General features: G+C 70.2%; 13 protein-coding genes. 4 read left to right on the top strand and 9 right to left on the bottom strand.

Translation table 11 applies throughout. The features are described from left to right. Positions 1-194 precede the first annotated feature (194 nt). The 3 genes from NUG20_RS04190 to xerD all read right to left on the bottom strand — a co-directional run bounded on the left by NUG20_RS04190 (position 195) and on the right by xerD (position 4,305). Positions 195-1,013 carry a DsbC family protein gene (locus tag NUG20_RS04190; RefSeq protein WP_263397198.1) on the bottom strand — a complete coding sequence of 273 codons (819 nt, stop codon included), beginning with the start codon at positions 1,011-1,013 and terminating at the stop codon, positions 195-197. A 90-nt stretch (positions 1,014-1,103) separates the two neighbouring features. Continuing rightward, positions 1,104-3,263, bottom strand: coding sequence for a hypothetical protein (locus tag NUG20_RS04185; protein ID WP_263397197.1), 2,160 nt, complete (start codon positions 3,261-3,263; stop codon positions 1,104-1,106). A gap of 67 nt (positions 3,264-3,330) precedes the next feature. Beyond that, positions 3,331-4,305, bottom strand: coding sequence for a site-specific tyrosine recombinase XerD (gene xerD / locus NUG20_RS04180; protein WP_263397196.1), 975 nt, complete (start codon positions 4,303-4,305; stop codon positions 3,331-3,333). Between the two features lie 152 nt (positions 4,306-4,457). On the opposite strand from xerD, the gene NUG20_RS04175 reads away from it, so the two are divergent. After that, complete coding sequence (locus NUG20_RS04175) at positions 4,458-4,937, top strand: RDD family protein (protein ID WP_263397195.1); 480 nt, start codon at positions 4,458-4,460, stop codon at positions 4,935-4,937. Positions 4,938-5,004: 67 nt separating this feature from the next. On the opposite strand, the gene NUG20_RS04170 is transcribed toward NUG20_RS04175, so the two are convergent. From NUG20_RS04170 to lptF, 3 genes are read right to left on the bottom strand one after another with little or no spacing between them, the layout of a single operon-like run. Beyond that, entirely contained in the window at positions 5,005-5,307 is a 303-nt protein-coding gene (locus NUG20_RS04170; RefSeq protein ID WP_263397194.1) for a hypothetical protein, read from the bottom strand. Between the two features lie 4 nt (positions 5,308-5,311). Then, entirely contained in the window at positions 5,312-6,418 is a 1,107-nt protein-coding gene (gene lptG / locus NUG20_RS04165) for an LPS export ABC transporter permease LptG (RefSeq protein WP_263397193.1), read from the bottom strand. Continuing rightward, on the bottom strand, positions 6,415-7,500 hold the full coding sequence (gene lptF / locus NUG20_RS04160; protein WP_263397192.1) for an LPS export ABC transporter permease LptF: 1,086 nt from the start codon (positions 7,498-7,500) through the stop codon (positions 6,415-6,417). Before lptF ends, lptG begins: the two co-directional genes overlap by 4 nt. Before the next feature lie 108 nt (positions 7,501-7,608). On the opposite strand from lptF, the gene NUG20_RS04155 reads away from it, so the two are divergent. The 3 genes from NUG20_RS04155 to NUG20_RS04145 all read left to right on the top strand — a co-directional run bounded on the left by NUG20_RS04155 (position 7,609) and on the right by NUG20_RS04145 (position 12,617). Further along, positions 7,609-9,108 (top strand): leucyl aminopeptidase, encoded by a 1,500-nt coding sequence (locus tag NUG20_RS04155; protein ID WP_263397191.1) that lies wholly within the window; start codon positions 7,609-7,611, stop codon positions 9,106-9,108. Between the two features lie 131 nt (positions 9,109-9,239). Further along, the gene (locus NUG20_RS04150) at positions 9,240-9,662 is read left to right on the top strand and encodes a DNA polymerase III subunit chi (RefSeq protein ID WP_263397190.1); all 423 of its coding nucleotides are present in this window, start codon (positions 9,240-9,242) and stop codon (positions 9,660-9,662) included. A gap of 108 nt (positions 9,663-9,770) precedes the next feature. Beyond that, positions 9,771-12,617, top strand: a complete 2,847-nt coding sequence (locus tag NUG20_RS04145) for a valine--tRNA ligase (RefSeq protein WP_263397189.1) — start codon at positions 9,771-9,773, stop codon at positions 12,615-12,617. 225 nt (positions 12,618-12,842) lie between these two features. Here NUG20_RS04145 and NUG20_RS04140 read toward each other — a convergent pair whose 3' ends face one another. From NUG20_RS04140 to NUG20_RS04130, 3 genes are all read right to left on the bottom strand, one after another. After that, the gene (locus tag NUG20_RS04140; RefSeq protein WP_263397188.1) at positions 12,843-13,997 is read right to left on the bottom strand and encodes a pectate lyase family protein; all 1,155 of its coding nucleotides are present in this window, start codon (positions 13,995-13,997) and stop codon (positions 12,843-12,845) included. Positions 13,998-14,573: 576 nt separating this feature from the next. Then, positions 14,574-15,068: a ribosomal protein S18-alanine N-acetyltransferase gene (gene rimI, locus NUG20_RS04135; protein WP_263397187.1), complete on the bottom strand. Its 495-nt coding sequence runs from the start codon at positions 15,066-15,068 to the stop codon at positions 14,574-14,576. After that, a complete protein-coding gene (locus tag NUG20_RS04130; protein ID WP_263398388.1) occupies positions 15,065-15,556 on the bottom strand; it encodes an alanine acetyltransferase in 492 nt (163 codons plus the stop codon). The genes rimI and NUG20_RS04130 overlap by 4 nt, the downstream gene beginning before the upstream one ends. Positions 15,557-15,558 lie beyond the last annotated feature (2 nt).

Below are 15,558 nucleotides of genomic sequence, written 5' to 3'. Positions count from 1 at the left end.
CCGGGACCGCGGGGACCGGGGACCGGGGACCGGGGACCGGGGACCGGGAAAGCATGAACCCCGCCGGCGGCAGGGTTCACGTAAAAAACAAACCGGGAGAGATAGCCGGCTTCACTGCATGGCACAGCAGACTCTCAGCCGCGGCACACCTGCTTTTCCGGGTCCCCGGTCCCCGGTCCCCGGTCCCGGCAACCTCAGCGACTCCCGCCCGCCCGACCCGCCTCGGCCGCGCGCTTGTCCAACGCCTCGCGCAGCTGCGCCGGCGGCAGGTAGCCGCCGAGCTGGGTGCCGTCCGGGGCGAAGATCGCCGGGGTGCCGTTGACGCCCAGGCGCTGGCCCAGGTTGTACTGCATGGTGACGGGGTTCTTGCAGCTGGCCGCGCCGGGCACCTTGCCACTGGCCTTGGCGTCGGTCAGCGCCTTCTTCTTGTCGGCCGCGCACCACACCGCGACCATGTCCTTGTAGTCCTGGCTGCCCAGGCCCATGCGCGGGAACGCCAGGTACTCCACCGCGATGCCCTGCTTGTTGAGCTCGGCGATCTCGCTGTGCAGCTTGCGGCAGTAGCCGCATTCGATATCGGTGAACACGCTGATGGTGTACTTCGGGTTGGCCGGCGCGAACACGATGCGCTCGGTGCGCGGCGCCGATTCCAGCAGCTTGCGGCGGTAGCTCAGCAGGCCCTCGCTGGAGGCGAACTGCTTTTCCTGGATGTCGAACGGCTGCGCCTGGAACAGGTAGCGGCCGTCGTCGGACACGTACAGCACCTGCCCGCCGACCACCACTTCGCGGAAGCCCGGGAATGGCGCGGCGCCGATGAAGTCGGGCTTGAAGTTCGGGTCCAGCTGCAACAGCGCCGCACGCACGCGCTGTTCGCCCGGAGCACCGGCAGGAGCGGTCGCGGCGGCAGGCTTGGCGGCCGCGGCCGTGGCGCTCTTGGACGGCGGCGCGGCCGGCTGCGCGCAGGCGGAAAGGCTGGCGGCGCCCAACAGCGCGCTAAAGGCAATACGGAGCATTGGCTATCCATGGGAGCGACGAATCGGCCGGATTGTCGCATACCGCTTCGACCGCCTCGTGTAGACAGCCGCGCGCCGCTGGGCGCGCGCTCAGTCGGTGGAATGCTCCGGGTAGGCGCCGGCAGCGGCCGGATCGTGCAGCGCGGCCGGCAGCGCCCAGCGCAGCAGGCCGCGATCGGTCAGGGCCCACAGCGCCTGCCCGTTCCATGCGAACGCCAGCGTCGCCAGCCCGGCGCGCGCCGGCGCCGCCAGCGGCAGCGGGGGACGCGTCGCGGCGAGCGGCCACACCGCCACCTGCAGGCCGCCGCCGGGCGCGTCGCTGCCCAGCGCCAGCAGCCGTCCATTGGCCGAGCGCGCCGCGGCCTTGAGCGTCTCGGCCCGGCCGAGCAGCGCCGACAGCCGCACCCGGCCGTCGCGCAGGTCGACCACGTGCATGCCGACGAAGCGCTCGCCGCCGCCCGCCGCCGGCGCGAAGCGCGGCGGCGACGTGCCGTGCGGGTCCAGCAGCAGCACGAAGCCGGTGGCGATCCAGCCGCCCTGCAGCGAGCCCAGCGGCGTCGGCACCCACTGCGCCACGCCGCTGGCGTCAAACGGATCCGGCACGCCGAAGCGCTGCGGCAGCGCGAACGCGCGCAATACGCGGCCGCTGCCCGGATCCAGTTCGGCCAGCCCCTCGGCGTCCTCCACCCACAGCGCACGCGGATCGCGCAGCCGCACCGGCCACAGCTGTGCGTTGCCCTTGCTCGCGCCGTCCATCAGCGCCTGCCGCGGCGCGGCGAAGGCGCGCGCGAAGGTCCAGAGGCCATCGCTAGGTGGCGGCGTGGCCGGCGTACTCATCGTGAAGCGCCCGCTGCCGAACGCGCCGGCACCGGCGGCGTCGCTGTGGTGCGCGAAATAGGCCGGGCGCTGCGCCGCATCCAGCTCCCAGCGGGCGTAGCCGCGGTCGTCCGCCGCGTCGCCGGCAACGGCATGGCGGCGCAGCTGACGCGTGGCGACGTCGTAGACGTGCAGCACCTCGTCCTCGTCGCCGGCGGCCTTGGCCCGGAACCACACGCTGCCGCCCTGCGCGTCCGCCATCAGCCGGCGCGCGCCCTCCTCGCCCTGCCAGACGAGCGCCGCCTGCCACTGCTCGCCGTCGCGATGCAGCCGCCACAGCCGGGTGCCGCTGGCGGGGCCGCCCAGGACCTGCACGCTGAGCAGCAGGTCGCCGTCGGGCAGCGCCAGCAGGTCCTGCGGGTAGCGCGCGCCGTTCGTCGCCGCGGCCATGCCGACGAGCGCGTCCCACGGCAGCGCCTCGACGGGCACCGGCGCAACGCCATTGCCGGCCGCCACGAAGGCGACGGGCGGCGCGGGCGGCAATGGCGCAGCCGGCAATGTCCACGCCAGCGGCGAGGCGGCGACATGCAGCGCCGCCTGTGGCGCGCTCGCCGCGATCGCCGCGCGCACGCCCTGGAACAACGCCGCCGGCACCACGCGCTGGCGCAACTGGCGCGGTGGCGGCGACGGGCCGAACGGATCGATGTGGGAGAGCGTCTTGAGCACGCTGTGCTCGGGATTGGCGTAGGTGTCGGTACGCTCGATGCGCAGCGCGGTGGCCGCGGTGCCGAACGCGGCGGAGACGTCGAACACGCACAGCGTGGTCTCCAGGCCACCACCACGGCCCTGGCGTTCGCTGCGCGTGGCGCAGTATTGCGGATAGTGCGCATCGCGGAACGCGGCCAGCGCATGCCGATCCTGCGGCGCCCACTGCGTGCGCCGGTGCGCCCGTTGCAGCCGCAGCTGCGCCTCGCCCGCAGTCAGCGCGCCCTGCGCGACCGCCGCCTCCAGCATCGGCGCGGTGACCTGCGCGACCAACAGCGCACGCAGGTCGGCGCGCCGCGACAGCAGGACCTCGTCCCAGTCGTCCGGCAGGTACGCCAGTTCGGACGCGGCGCTGCGTTCCTCGACCCCGTCCTGCGCCTGCAGCGTCGCCTGCACCGCCGCCTGCACCTGCGCGTACGGCGCTTCGACCAGCAGGTGCGCGACCGCGGCCGGTTCGCGCCGGCCATCGGCCAGCGACCAGAACAGCAGGTCCTCGCGGCGGCGCACCGCCGGCGCCTGCGCGTCGAGCGCGGAGGACGCCGCGGCCAGTTGCCAGGGGCTGTCGCCGGATGCGACCGGCGCGGCGACAGCGCTGCTCGCGGCGAGCAGGAACAGGACGGGCCAGGCGCTGGAGCGGGCCTGCGACGCGATGGCAGCAAGGACGTTCAAATCGATCCGATTCGGCAGGAGTGAGGTCATGGCCACGGCGTGGCGGCGGCGCAACGCGCCACGCGGCTTAGCCGCGCGGATGGTGCTTGCTGTGCAGTTTCTGCAGGTGTTCGCGCGCGACCAGGGTGTAGATCTGGGTGGTCGACAGCGAGCTGTGGCCGAGCAGCATCTGCAGCGCACGCAGGTCGGCGCCGCGGTTGAGCAGATGGGTGGCGAAGCTGTGGCGCAGGCCGTGCGGGCTGACCAGCACCGGATCGATGCCGGCCAGCGCCGCATAGCGCTTGACCAGGCCCCAGAACTGCTGCCGGCTCAGCGGGCGCCGCGCCGCATCGATGAACATCGGCACGATGCCGTCGCTGGCCGGCACCGCCTGCCCCGCCGCCAGCGCCGGCCGCGCCGTGTCCAGATAGCGCTGCAGCCAGTGCTGCGACTCCTCGCCCAGCGGCACCAGGCGCTCCTTGCTGCCCTTGCCGGTGACCCGCAGCACGCCCTGGCGCAGGTTCACCGCGTTCGCCGGCAGGTTGACCAGCTCGCTGACGCGCAGCCCGGCCGCGTACATCAGTTCGAGCATCGCGCGGTCGCGCAGCCCGGCCGGGTCGGCGTCGTCCGGCGTCGCCAGCAACGCCTCGATCTGGCTCTCGGCCAGCGCCTTGGGCAATGAGCGCGGCAGCTTGGGCGGATCCAGCAGCGCGGTCGGATCGTCGCTGCGCTCGCCGCGGCGCAGGCGCAAGGCGAAGAACGCGCGCAGCGACGACAGCCAGCGCGCGTTGCTGCGCTGCGAGTAGCCCATCCGGGCGCGCCAGGCCAGATAGTCGAACAAGGCCTGGCGATCGGCCCCCGGCAGTCCGCCGCCGGCCCCGTCGCGCCAGCGCGCGAAGCCCTCCAGGTCGCGCCGGTAGCTGTCCAGGCTCTGCCGCGCCAGGCCCTGCTCGGCCCAGGCCACGTCCAGGAACTGCTGGATCGCGACGGCATCGGCATCGCGCAGCGGGGCGAGCCGTTGTGCCTGTTGGCGGCGTTCGGCGGGGGTGTGGAGGTCGGGCATTGGGAGAGCTTACGGGACTCGGGACTCGGGACTCGGGACTCGGGACTCGGGACTCGGGACTCGGGAAAAGCCTAGCGCGGACTTTGCGCGGCGCAAGGCGGTGACGATGCTGGCCGGTGACGCGCCGGTGGCGCTGCCGCTAAGCTGTGGCGATGACCGCCGCCGCGTCCACCGCCACCGCTTCCCGTCCCCGTGCGCTGCTGCCGTGGCGGCTGCTGGCGCTGTTCTACGATGCGTGGCCGGTAATGGCGCTGTGGTTCATGATCTCGGCGCTGTTCACCCTGGGCTATACGCTCGAAGGGCATGCGCCGCGCGAGAACATCGCGCCGTTCAGCGCCCTGCAGTGGCTGCTGTGGCTGTGCTGCTGGCTGGTGGCCGGCTTGTACGCCACGCTGAGCTGGCGCCGCGGCGGCCAGACCCTGGGCATGCGCCCGTGGCGGCTGCGCCTGCACGGCGCCGATGGCGGCACGCCGTCCTGGGGCGCGTTGTGGCGGCGCTATCTGGTCGGCACGCTGTCGCTGCTGCTGGGCGGGCTGGGATTCTGGTGGGCGCTGGTGGATCGCGAGCGGTTGACGTGGCACGACCGCGCCAGCGGAACACGGTTGGTTCGACTTCCGAAGCGACAGCCCTGACCTTGGCGCACGAAACGCGCGGCGAACCTGTTCCGTTTCACTACCACTGCTACGCAAGGCGCTCCGCTCAGTCCGGACGCACAAGGCGCACGGCGGCGCGGCGCAACATTGCCTCCAGTCCATGGCCCGACAAATACAGCAATAGCAACAGTGGCGGTACCAGCAATAAGTAGCTGGCAACCCAGGACATGCCGCGCAACCAGGTGTCGCCCCCGAGCGCATCCAGCAACAGCAACTGCGGGGTCAACGGCAGTTGCAACAGCACAAAATGCCCTTTGTCGTCGGCACCCTGGGCAGCCCACACGCACAACGCGGTCGGCACTGCATACAGCAGGCACAAGCCCACGCCGAGCGGACTCAACCGGCGCATCGCCTCAATTGCTGCGTTTGCGGAACAGCAGCCACGACACGGTCAGCATCACCAGCGGCGGCAGCGCGTAGGCGATGCGGTAGTCGAACTTCAATGCGCCGGCCATGCGCCCGAAGAACAGCTGCAGCAGCCAGAACACCAGCGCGAACAGGATGCCCAGGAACAGGCGCTTGCCCATGCCGCCGCTGCGCAGGGCGCCGAACGCGAACGGAATGGCGGCGAAGCACAACGCCAGCACGTTGAGCGGATAGAACCAGCGGCTCCAGTACTGGTCCTCGTAGTCGCGCGCGTCCAGGCCGTTACGGCGCCGGTACTCGATGCTGGTGTGCAGCTCGTGCGCCGACAGGTTGCGCGGCTTGGCCAGGCCCGAGGCCAGCGCGGCGGCGTCCAGCTGCGACGCCCACGGCAGGCTGTCGAACTTCTCGCGCTGCACCGAACGCTCGGCGAAGGTGTCGCGGTAGACCTGCTTCAGGGTCCAGCCGCTGTCGCGATGCTCGGCGGTGGTGGCATGGGTCAGCGAGGCCAGCCGCCCGGCCTGGTCCAGCGTGTACAGGCGCACGTCGCGCAGCTCCAGCCAGGTGCCGCCGGTGCCTTCCAGATGCTCTTCGCCGCTCTGCGCATTGAGGAAGGTGTCGCCTTCGCGCGCCCACAGCCCGGAGTAGCGGGCCATGCTCATGTTGCCGTTGTACTTGGCGTTGGCCTTGATCGCATCGGCCTGGTTCTGCGCCCACGGCGCCAGGGTCTCGCCGCTGAACACCATCGCCACGGTCAGCACCGCCATGGTCGCCGCGGCGGCCACGCTCAGCCGCCGCCGCGACAGGCCCAGCGCGCGCAGCGCGGTCAGTTCGGAGGTCGCCGCCAGCTGCCCCAGGCCCATCAGCACGCCGATCACCGCACCGGTCGGGAACAGCGTGTAGGCGCGCCGCGGCACGGTGTAGGCGACATACGCCACGGCGTGGCCGAGGCTGTAGCTGCCCTTGCCGATGTCCTTGAATTCGTTGGACAAGGCCATGATCACGTCGAGGCCGAGCAGCACCGCCCAGGTCAGCAGGACGGTGCCGAGCACGGCGCGGCCGACGTAGAGGTCGTGCAGGTGCGGGCGCAGCTTCATGCGGACTGCCTCCGCGGCCGCGACAGGCGGCCGTCGCGCAGGTAGCTCCACACCGCCAGCGCCAGCAGCGGCAGGGTCAGCCACCACAGGCCCAGCGCGCGCGGCAGCTTGTCGGCGTTCAGCCACTGGGTGCCGATGAACATCAGGTTGGTGCCGACCAGGTAGGCCAGGAACGCCAGCATGATCCGGCCGTAGCGCTGCTGCCGCGGCGAGCTGCGCGACAGCGGCAGGGTCAGCAGCGCGAACGCCAGCGCCAGCAGCGGCGGGGCGATGCGCGCGTGCAGCTGCGCATTGGCCTGCGGCCGCGGGTCGCCGATCAGCTGCGCGGTGGTCAGCAGTTCCGGATCGTCGTCCTTGCGCGCTTCGTCGCGGTCCGGCAAGGCCACGTCGTTGCTGGCGTAGCGCATCAGCCGGTAGTCCATGTCGTCGCCGGCCAGCGGGCCCTCGATGCGGTAGCCGTCCTCCAGGCGCAGGTAGCGGTCGGCCCTGCCCTCGAAGAACATCGCGCCGCGTTGCGCGGTGACCACGTCCAGGCGGCCGTCCTTCTGCCGCTGCATGAACACCTTGCCCAGCTTGGTGCCGTCGCCGGACAGGGTGCTGATGTAGACGATGCCGCCGTCGGACAGCGTGGTGAAGCGCCCGGCCTCCAGCCCCGCCATCAGCAGGCTGCGGTTGGCCTCGTCGATCAGCCGGTCGGAGGTGCGGTCGGCCCAGGGGCCCAGCCACAGCGAGCACAGCCCGACCAGGGTCACCACCGGCACCACCAGCATCAGGATCGGCCGCAGCAGGCGCCGCGGGCCGACGCCGATGGCGGTGATCACCGCCATCTCCGAGTCGCGGTACAGCCGCGCCAGCGCCAGCAGCAGGCCCAGCATCAGCGCCAGCGGCAGGATCAGCGGCAGGTACACCACGAACTGCAGGCCGAGCTGGGAGAACAGCAGCTTGGCCGGGATGCGGCCGTCGGCGATGTTGCCCAGGACGTCGACCAGCACGCCGCCGACGCTGACCACCAGCAACACGATGAGGGTCGCCAAGAAGCTCTGGATGAAATCGCGCAGCAGGTATCGATCGAGCTTCGGCATGAGGGTGGGTTGATTTAAACTCTCGGATTCGTTCGCGGCGGATCCAGCCTAACCCGGCTGGACGTAAACAGCCCGCGATTGTACGGATTTGCCAACGGAATCTGATCAATGGCCCTGGAATTCACCCTGAACCACGACGCCCCGGCTACCGCGGCGTTCGATTGCATCGTCGTCGGCGTGTTCGCCGACAAGCGCCTGTCGCCCGCCGCCCAGGCCCTGGATGCGGCCAGCGGCGGACGCCTGACGGCCCTGGCCGGCCGCGGCGACGTCAGCGGCAAGACCGGCGCCACCGCGCTGCTGCACGACCTGCCGGGGGTGAGCGCGCCGCGCGTGCTGGTGGTCGGCCTGGGCGAGGCCGCCAAGTTCGGCGTGCCGCAGTACCTGAAGGCGGTCGGCGACGCGGCGCGCGCGCTGAAGAGCGGGCCGGCGGCCAAGGCGCTGTTCACCCTATCCGAACTGGAGGTCAAGGGCCGCGACCAGGCCTGGGCGATCCGCCAGGCGGTGATCGCCAGCGACCACGCCTGCTACCGCTATACCGCCACGCTGGGCAAGAAGAAGCCCGACGACAGCGGCCTGGCCAGCCTGGCCGTGCTCGGCGAGGACGCCACCGCGCTGGCCCAGGGCCAGGCCATCGCCGCCGGCGTGAAATTCGCCCGCGAGCTCGGCAACCTGCCGCCGAACCTGTGCACCCCGGCCTACCTGGCCGAGACCGCCGCGGCCTTCGCCCACGGCATCGACGGCGCCGAGGCCGAGATCCTGGACGAAACGCAGATGCAGGAACTGGGCATGGGCTCGCTGCTGGCGGTGGCGCGCGGCTCGGCCAACCGCCCGCGGCTGCTGGTGCTGAAGTGGAACGGCGGCGGCGACGCCAAGCCCTACGTGCTGGTGGGCAAGGGCATCACCTTCGATACCGGCGGCGTCAACCTGAAGACCCAGGGCGGCATCGAGGAGATGAAGTACGACATGTGCGGCGGCGCCAACGTCATCGGCACCTTCGTCGCCGCGGCGACCGCGCGCCTGCCGCTGAACCTGGTGGTGGTGGTACCAGCGGTGGAGAACGCGATCGACGGCGACGCCTACCGCCCCTCCGACGTGATCACCAGCATGTCAGGCAAGACCATCGAGGTCGGCAACACCGACGCCGAAGGCCGCCTGATCCTGTGCGACGCGCTGACCTACGCCGAGCGCTTCAACCCCGAGGCGCTGATCGACGTGGCCACCCTCACCGGCGCCTGCATGGTCGCCCTCGGCCACCAGACCGCCGGCCTGATGAGCAAGCACGACGACCTGGCCGAGGAACTGCTGGCCGCCGGCGAGCACGTGTTCGACCGCGCCTGGCGCCTGCCGCTGTGGGACGAATACCAGGGCCTGCTCGATTCCAGCTTCGCCGACGTCTACAACATCGGCGGCCGCTGGGCCGGCGCGATCACCGCCGGCTGCTTCCTGTCGCGCTTCACCGAAGGCCAGCGCTGGGCGCACCTGGACATCGCCGGCGTCGCCAGCGACGAAGGCAAGCGCGGCATGGCGACCGGACGGCCGGTGGGGTTGTTGTCGCAGTGGTTGCTGGATAGAGCCGGGACTCGGGACTCGGGACCCGGGACTCGGTAAGGCGCTGCCATGTCATTTCCCCCAATCTGCGTCAGCACCGGTAGGAACTCCCTGGGTTCCAGAAAGATCCGCCGGTGCTCGCGAACCCGCTTTCCGAGTCCCGAGTCCCGAGTCCCGGGTCCCGGCTTCTAATGCGCGCCGACTTCTACCTGATCGCCAAGCCGCGGTTCCTCACCGAGCCGCTGCGCCTGGTCTGCGAACTGGCACGCAAGGCCAACGACGCCAACCTGTGGACGCTGGTGCTGGCGCGCGACCAGGCGCAGGCCGAGGAGCTGGACGAGCTGCTGTGGGCGTTCGACGACGACGCCTACATCCCGCACCAGATCGCCGGCGCCGATGTCGACGAGGAAGAGGCGCAGGTGCTGATCGCCCCGCCCGGGGTGGAGGCGCCCTCGCGCGCGCTGGTGATCAACCTGCGCGACGACGCCTACCTCGGCGCCTGCGAGCGCGTGCTGGAAGTGGTGCCGGCCGACCCGGCCGCGCGCGAGCCGCTGCGCGAGCGCTGGAAACAGTACAAGGCGCTGGGCTTCGAGGTCAGCAAGTACGACATGTGATGGAGCCGGGAGTGGGGATTGGGGATTCGGGATGGGCTCCCACTCTTCCTTCACCGGCACCATCCCCGCGCCCCATCCCCAATCCCGAATAACGAATCCCGGCTTCCCATGACCACCCTCGCCTCCAGCTACGACCCCAAATCCTTCGAATCGCGCCTGTATGCGGCGTGGGAACAGGCCGGTTACTTCAAGCCGTCCGGCCAGGGCGAGCCGTACACGGTGCTGCTGCCGCCGCCGAACGTGACCGGCACGCTGCACATGGGCCACGCCTTCCAGCAGACGCTGATGGACGCGCTGGTGCGCTACCACCGCATGCGTGGCTTCGACACGCTGTGGCAGGTCGGCAGCGACCACGCCGGCATCGCCACCGAGATGGTGGTGTCGCGCAACCTGGCGCTGGAAGGCAAGGGCGAGACCCGCGATTCGCTGGGGCGCGAGGGCTTCATCGCCAAGGTGTGGGAGTGGAAGGCGCAGTCGGGCGACACCATCGAGCGGCAGATGCGCCGCCTGGGCACCTCCAGCGACTGGTCGCGCAGCACCTTCACCATGGACCCGCAGCCGTCGGCGGCGGTGGTCGAAGCGTTCGTGCGCTGGCACGAGCAGGGCCTGATCTACCGCGGCCAGCGCCTGGTCAACTGGGACCCGGTGCTGAAGACCGCGATCTCCGACCTGGAAGTGGAGAACGTCGAGGAAGACGGCTTCCTGTGGTCGATCGCCTACGCGCTCGAGGACGGCGCCAGCTACGAACACGTCGAGCGCGACGCCGACGGCAACGAAACCTTGCGCGAGACCCGCGACTATCTGGTCGTGGCCACCACGCGCCCGGAAACCATGCTCGGCGATACCGCGGTGATGGTGCATCCGGACGATGCGCGCTACGCGCACCTGATCGGCAAGACGGTGACGTTGCCGCTGACCGGGCGCCGGATTCCGGTGATCGGCGACGACTACGTGGACCGCGCGTTCGGCACCGGCGTGGTCAAGGTCACTCCGGCGCACGATTTCAACGACTACCAGGTCGGCGTGCGTCACGACCTACCGATGATCAACCTGTTCACCCCGACCGCGGCGGTCAATGACAACGCGCCGGAGAAGTACCGCGGCCTGGACCGCTACGACGCGCGCAAGGCGGTGCTGGAAGAACTCGAGGACCTCGGCATCCTGGTCGAGACCAAGCCGCACAAGCTGCAGGTGCCGCGCGGCGACCGCACCGGCCAGGTGATCGAGCCCTACCTCACCGACCAGTGGTTCGTGAAGATGGACGCGCTGGCCAAGCGCGGCCTGGAGCTGGTCGAATCGGGCCAGGTGAAGTTCGTGCCGCCGAACTGGATCAACACCTATCGCCACTGGATGGAGAACATCCAGGATTGGTGCATCAGCCGCCAGCTGTGGTGGGGCCACCGCATTCCTGCGTGGTTCGACGACGCCGGCACCTGCTACGTCGGCCGCGACGAGGCCGAGGCGCGCGCGAAGAATGGCCTCGGCGCCGATGTCGCCCTGCACCAGGACAGCGACGTGCTGGAGACCTGGTTCTCCGCGCAGCTGTGGCCGTTCTCGACGATGGGCTGGCCGGATCCGCAGGCGATGGCAGAGCGCGGCTTCGACCGCTACCTGCCGTCGAGCGTGCTGGTCACCGGCTTCGACATCATCTTCTTCTGGGTGGCGCGGATGATCATGGCCACCGACAGCTTCGTCGGCCAGGTGCCGTTCCGCGACGTGTACATCACCGGCCTGATCCGCGACAAGGACGGGCAGAAGATGTCCAAGTCCAAGGGCAACGTGCTCGACCCGCTGGACATCATCGACGGCATCAGCATCGAGGACCTGGTCGCCAAGCGCACCACCGGACTGATGCAGCCGCGCATGGCCGAGAAGATCGAGAAGGCCACGCGCAGGGAATTCCCCGAGGGCATCATCGCCCACGGCGCCGACGCGCTGCGCTTCACCATCGCCGCGCTGGCCAGCCACGGCCGCGACATCAAGTTCGACCTGGGCCGCGCCGAGGGCTACAAGAACTTCTGCAACAAGCTGTGGAATGCCAGCCGGTTCGTGCTGATGAACACGCAAGCGCGGGACTCGGGACTCGGGACTCGGGACTCGGCACGGCTCGTGCCGGCAACCGATGCGGAGAAGTGGATCCTGGTGCGGCTGGACAAGGTCGCTGTCGAGGCGCAGGCGCACTTTGCCGCCTACCGCTTTGATCTTCTGGCGCAGTCGCTGTACGAGTTCGCATGGAACGAGTTCTGCGACTGGTTCCTGGAGCTGACCAAGCCGGCCTTGAACGGCGACGACGCCGTCGCCGCCGACAGCACCCGCCACACCCTGCTGCACGTGCTGGAGACGCTGCTGCGCCTGCTGCACCCGCTGACCCCGTTCGTCACCGAGGAACTGTGGCAGCAGGTGGCGCCGCGCCTGGGCATCGCCGCGTCGACCATCTCGCTGCAGCCGTACCCGCGCGCCGGCGACCTGGACGTGAGCGCCTACGCCAGCGCCGAGGCCGACATCGAATGGCTCAAGGCCATGGTCTCGGCGCTGCGCCGGGTGCGCAGCGAACTCAACGTGCCGCCATCCAAGCTGGTGCCGCTGCTGCTGCAGGGTGGCCTGACCGACGACCGCGCGCGCGTCGCGCGTTTCGCCTCGCAGCTGTCGTTCCTGTTGCGGCTGGAGTCGATCCAGTGGCTGGAACCGGCGCAGGACACGCCGCCGGCGGCCGCGGCGATCGTCGGCGAGCTGCGGCTGCTGGTGCCGCTGCAGGGGCTGGTCGACCTGGATGCCGAGCGCACGCGCCTGGACAAGGAGATTGCCCGGGTCGGCGCCGAGCAAGACAAGAGCGCGGCCAAGCTGGAGAAGTTCACCGACAAGGTGCCGGCGGCGGTGGTCGAGCAGGAGCGGCAGCGCCTGGCCGACTGGACGGCGCAGCTCACCGGCCTGCGCGAGCAGCGCGCCAAGCTGTAGGTGCGCGGCTGTCGCTGCCGGCGAGCGCGCCGGCAGCGCGACATGCGGTGACCCACGCGTTCTTCCCAGCAACCCGCTTGCACCCTGTAGGAGCGGCTTCAGCCGCGACAGGCATTACCGGGAAAGCCCAGGTCGCGGCTGAAGCCGCTCCTACAGTGGCACTGTCTGCAATCGAAGCCGCACGCGCACCGCTGCCCGGCATCCCGGACAGCGGTGTCGCCTCCCTCAGAGCTTGCCGGCGCCAGCCTTGGCCTTGACGTCGTTCGCCACCTGGTTCGCCGGCAGCAGCGAATAGGTGTACGGCGGCGTCCAGCCGATGCTGTTGTTCCACAAACAGGTCAGCGCCTGGCCGTTGAGCAGCGAGCCGAAATCGCGATACACGCTGCCGCCATAGTTGGCGGCGATCTTGTCGCAGCCGCTGACGCCAGCGATGTCGAAGGCGTTGTTCTCGGAGAAGATCTTCGATTCCTTGCCCACGCCGTGCGCGTGCGAGAACTTGTACACCGGATGGCTGGTGCTGCCGACGTGGTAGTTGTTGTACAGGTGCACCTGGCCGAAGCGCACCCGCGGCGCGCGAGCGGAAATGTTCTCGAACAAGGTGTTGTGGATGGTCACCTTCAGCTTGCCGCTGTCGGTGCTGGAGGCGCTGTCGCTGGAGCCGATCAGGTTGTTCTTCTCGTGCGACTTGAACGCCGAATACGAGATGGTCACGTAGTTGGCGCCCTTCTTCACGTCCAGCGCGCCGTCGTGGTGCTGCTTGGGGCGGCCGTTGGCGGTGCCGTTCTGGTCGTCGGTGCGGCGCCCGTCGGTGAAGGTGACGTGGTCCACCCACACGTTGCTGGCGCCCTCGATGGTCAGGCCGTCGTACTCGGCATTCCAGTTGCCGGCGCTGCCGTCGTCCGGGTCCCACACCGGCTGCGGATCCCACGGGTTCTCGATGGTGAGGTTGCGGATGATCACGTCGTTGGCCTTGACGTACAGATAGCCCTCGCGGATCTGCGCATTGCTGCCGACGCCGATCAGCGTGGTCTTGGTGGGCACGTCCAGGCGCGCGCGGCTCTTCATGTCCGCGGTGGTGGCGTACGGCGTGCCTTCGCTGATGTCGATGATGCCGCTGATCTTGATGATGCGGCCGTTGCTGCCGACGCTGGCCTTCAGCGCGGCCTTCAGTTGCGCGGCGGTGCTGACGCTGTAGACGTTGGCCGCCGCGGCCTTGGAACCGCCCTTGGTGCCGCCGTTCTGCGTCGCCCAGCCGGTACTGGCGACCTCCAGGCTGGCATCGGCATAGGCGCTGCCGGTCGCGCCCGCCAGACAGACGGCGAGCGCGAGCGCCTGGGTGAGCGTGCGCGGAGACGCTGCGTTGAGAGACTGTGTCTTCATCCTGGGACCTCGTGAGCATGGGTGGAGTCGGCGCAGGCGCGGCGCGTTCCGCTGCGCGGAAAACGCAAACGACGCGTGCGCATTCGCTGTCCCTTCGGACAACTGCGCCTCATGCCATCGAACCAGGCAGCGCCGAAGAGGCGCGCACTGTAGGGAGCGCATTCGGCTTGGGAAGAGACAAATGCGGTACGCGCAGATCCAGCGCTGCGATATGGGGATGGCATCTAACAAACCGCGCTCGCGAAGCGGCGCGTCTGCCCGCTACCGCTGCGGGACAACAACGCTGTCCCGACGACAAGTCGCGACATTGCGCAGACGTGCAACGCGGCCGGGAAAACCCTGGAAAATGCAGTGCCCGCGCCACCGGCGGTGCGCTCGGCATGCAACGCCTGCGTCGCGAGGCGGCGGCGACGGGATGCCCGAGCGACGCTGTCCGCCAGCGCGTGCGCAGCGCGCGGCGGGCGCACGCAACGCTGCACCTGCAAGCACTTCATCGGGAAGGAAACAACGTGCCACGAAAACCGCCGGCACGCAAAAACAGCATGCCGGCGCGGTGCCGGCGGCCTGCGTCGCGCGCTACGACATGCCTTCGAAGAACAGCTCGATCGCCATCACCAGCGCGTCCTCGCGGCCGTTGGCCGCCGGGTAATAGCGCGGGCGGCGGCCGATCTCGTTGAAGCCTTCGCTGTGGTACAGCGCGATCGCGCTGGGATTGGACGGGCGCACTTCCAGGAACACGCGGCGCGCGCCCAGGTCGGCGCCGTACTTGATCAGCGCGCGCAGCAGCAGGCGGCCGTAGCCGCGCGACTGCCGTTCCGGCGCGACGCAGACGTTGAGGATGTGCGCCTCGTCGGCGGCGACGCTGATCACGCCGTAGCCGACGATCTGGCCCTGCTCCAGCAGCACCCAACCCGGGTAGCCGGCCTGCAGGCAGTCGCGGAAGATGCCGCGCGTCCACGGGAACGGATAGGCGCGGCGCTCGATCTCCATCACCGTGTCGAGGTCGGTCTCGCGCAGGCTGCGCAGCGTCGCCGCCGCCGGCGAGGAGGCGGACGAGCCCAACGCACTCATCGCGGCGCCTGCTTGCGCAGTGCGCGCAGCTGCGGCCACAGCGCGCGCTTGGCGGCGGCGTTGCCGCGCAGTTCGGCCAGCGGCCAGGTCGCCATCAGGGTCTGCGTGGCCGGATCGTTCGGATTGCGCCCGGAGGCACGCAACAAGGCGATCTGCAGCCGATCGGGCAAGCGCAGGCCGGCGCGGCGCGCAACCGGTGCGGGCGCCGCGCGTTGTGGCTCGGGATAGGCCGCCGGTGCGGCCGGCGCCCGCGCGCGCGGCGACGGCTCCGCGGGCGTGGGCGTTGCGCCGCGCGCCGCATACGCCAGCGCTGCATGCTCGGGCAGCGGCGCGGGCGCGGCCGCATCGGCGGCAGGCGAATCTCGCACCTGCGCCGGCTGCGCGACCACGGCGGCGATATCGGCGTCGGCACCGACATACAGCGTATGCCCCAGCGCCTGCAGCCAGCCATGCTGCTCGGCCGACCACAACGGCGCGTCGTGGGTCATTG

Source organism: Xanthomonas sp. CFBP 8443, assembly GCF_025666195.1.
GTDB lineage: Bacteria > Pseudomonadota > Gammaproteobacteria > Xanthomonadales > Xanthomonadaceae > Xanthomonas_A.
Note: the sequence above shows the minus strand (reverse complement) of the source record. Positions and strands in the feature narration are given on the sequence as shown.

Coding starts and splice junctions, on each gene's coding strand:
- NUG20_RS04175 (WP_263397195.1), top strand. CDS start 4,458: ATGACCGCCGCCGCGTCCACCGCCACCGCTTCCCGTCCCCGTGCGCTG.
- rimI (WP_263397187.1), bottom strand. CDS start 15,068: ATGAGTGCGTTGGGCTCGTCCGCCTCCTCGCCGGCGGCGGCGACGCTG.
- lptF (WP_263397192.1), bottom strand. CDS start 7,500: ATGCCGAAGCTCGATCGATACCTGCTGCGCGATTTCATCCAGAGCTTC.
- NUG20_RS04145 (WP_263397189.1), top strand. CDS start 9,771: ATGACCACCCTCGCCTCCAGCTACGACCCCAAATCCTTCGAATCGCGC.
- NUG20_RS04140 (WP_263397188.1), bottom strand. CDS start 13,997: ATGAAGACACAGTCTCTCAACGCAGCGTCTCCGCGCACGCTCACCCAG.
- NUG20_RS04150 (WP_263397190.1), top strand. CDS start 9,240: ATGCGCGCCGACTTCTACCTGATCGCCAAGCCGCGGTTCCTCACCGAG.
- NUG20_RS04130 (WP_263398388.1), bottom strand. CDS start 15,556: ATGACCCACGACGCGCCGTTGTGGTCGGCCGAGCAGCATGGCTGGCTG.
- lptG (WP_263397193.1), bottom strand. CDS start 6,418: ATGAAGCTGCGCCCGCACCTGCACGACCTCTACGTCGGCCGCGCCGTG.
- NUG20_RS04190 (WP_263397198.1), bottom strand. CDS start 1,013: ATGCTCCGTATTGCCTTTAGCGCGCTGTTGGGCGCCGCCAGCCTTTCC.
- xerD (WP_263397196.1), bottom strand. CDS start 4,305: ATGCCCGACCTCCACACCCCCGCCGAACGCCGCCAACAGGCACAACGG.
- NUG20_RS04170 (WP_263397194.1), bottom strand. CDS start 5,307: ATGCGCCGGTTGAGTCCGCTCGGCGTGGGCTTGTGCCTGCTGTATGCA.
- NUG20_RS04155 (WP_263397191.1), top strand. CDS start 7,609: ATGGCCCTGGAATTCACCCTGAACCACGACGCCCCGGCTACCGCGGCG.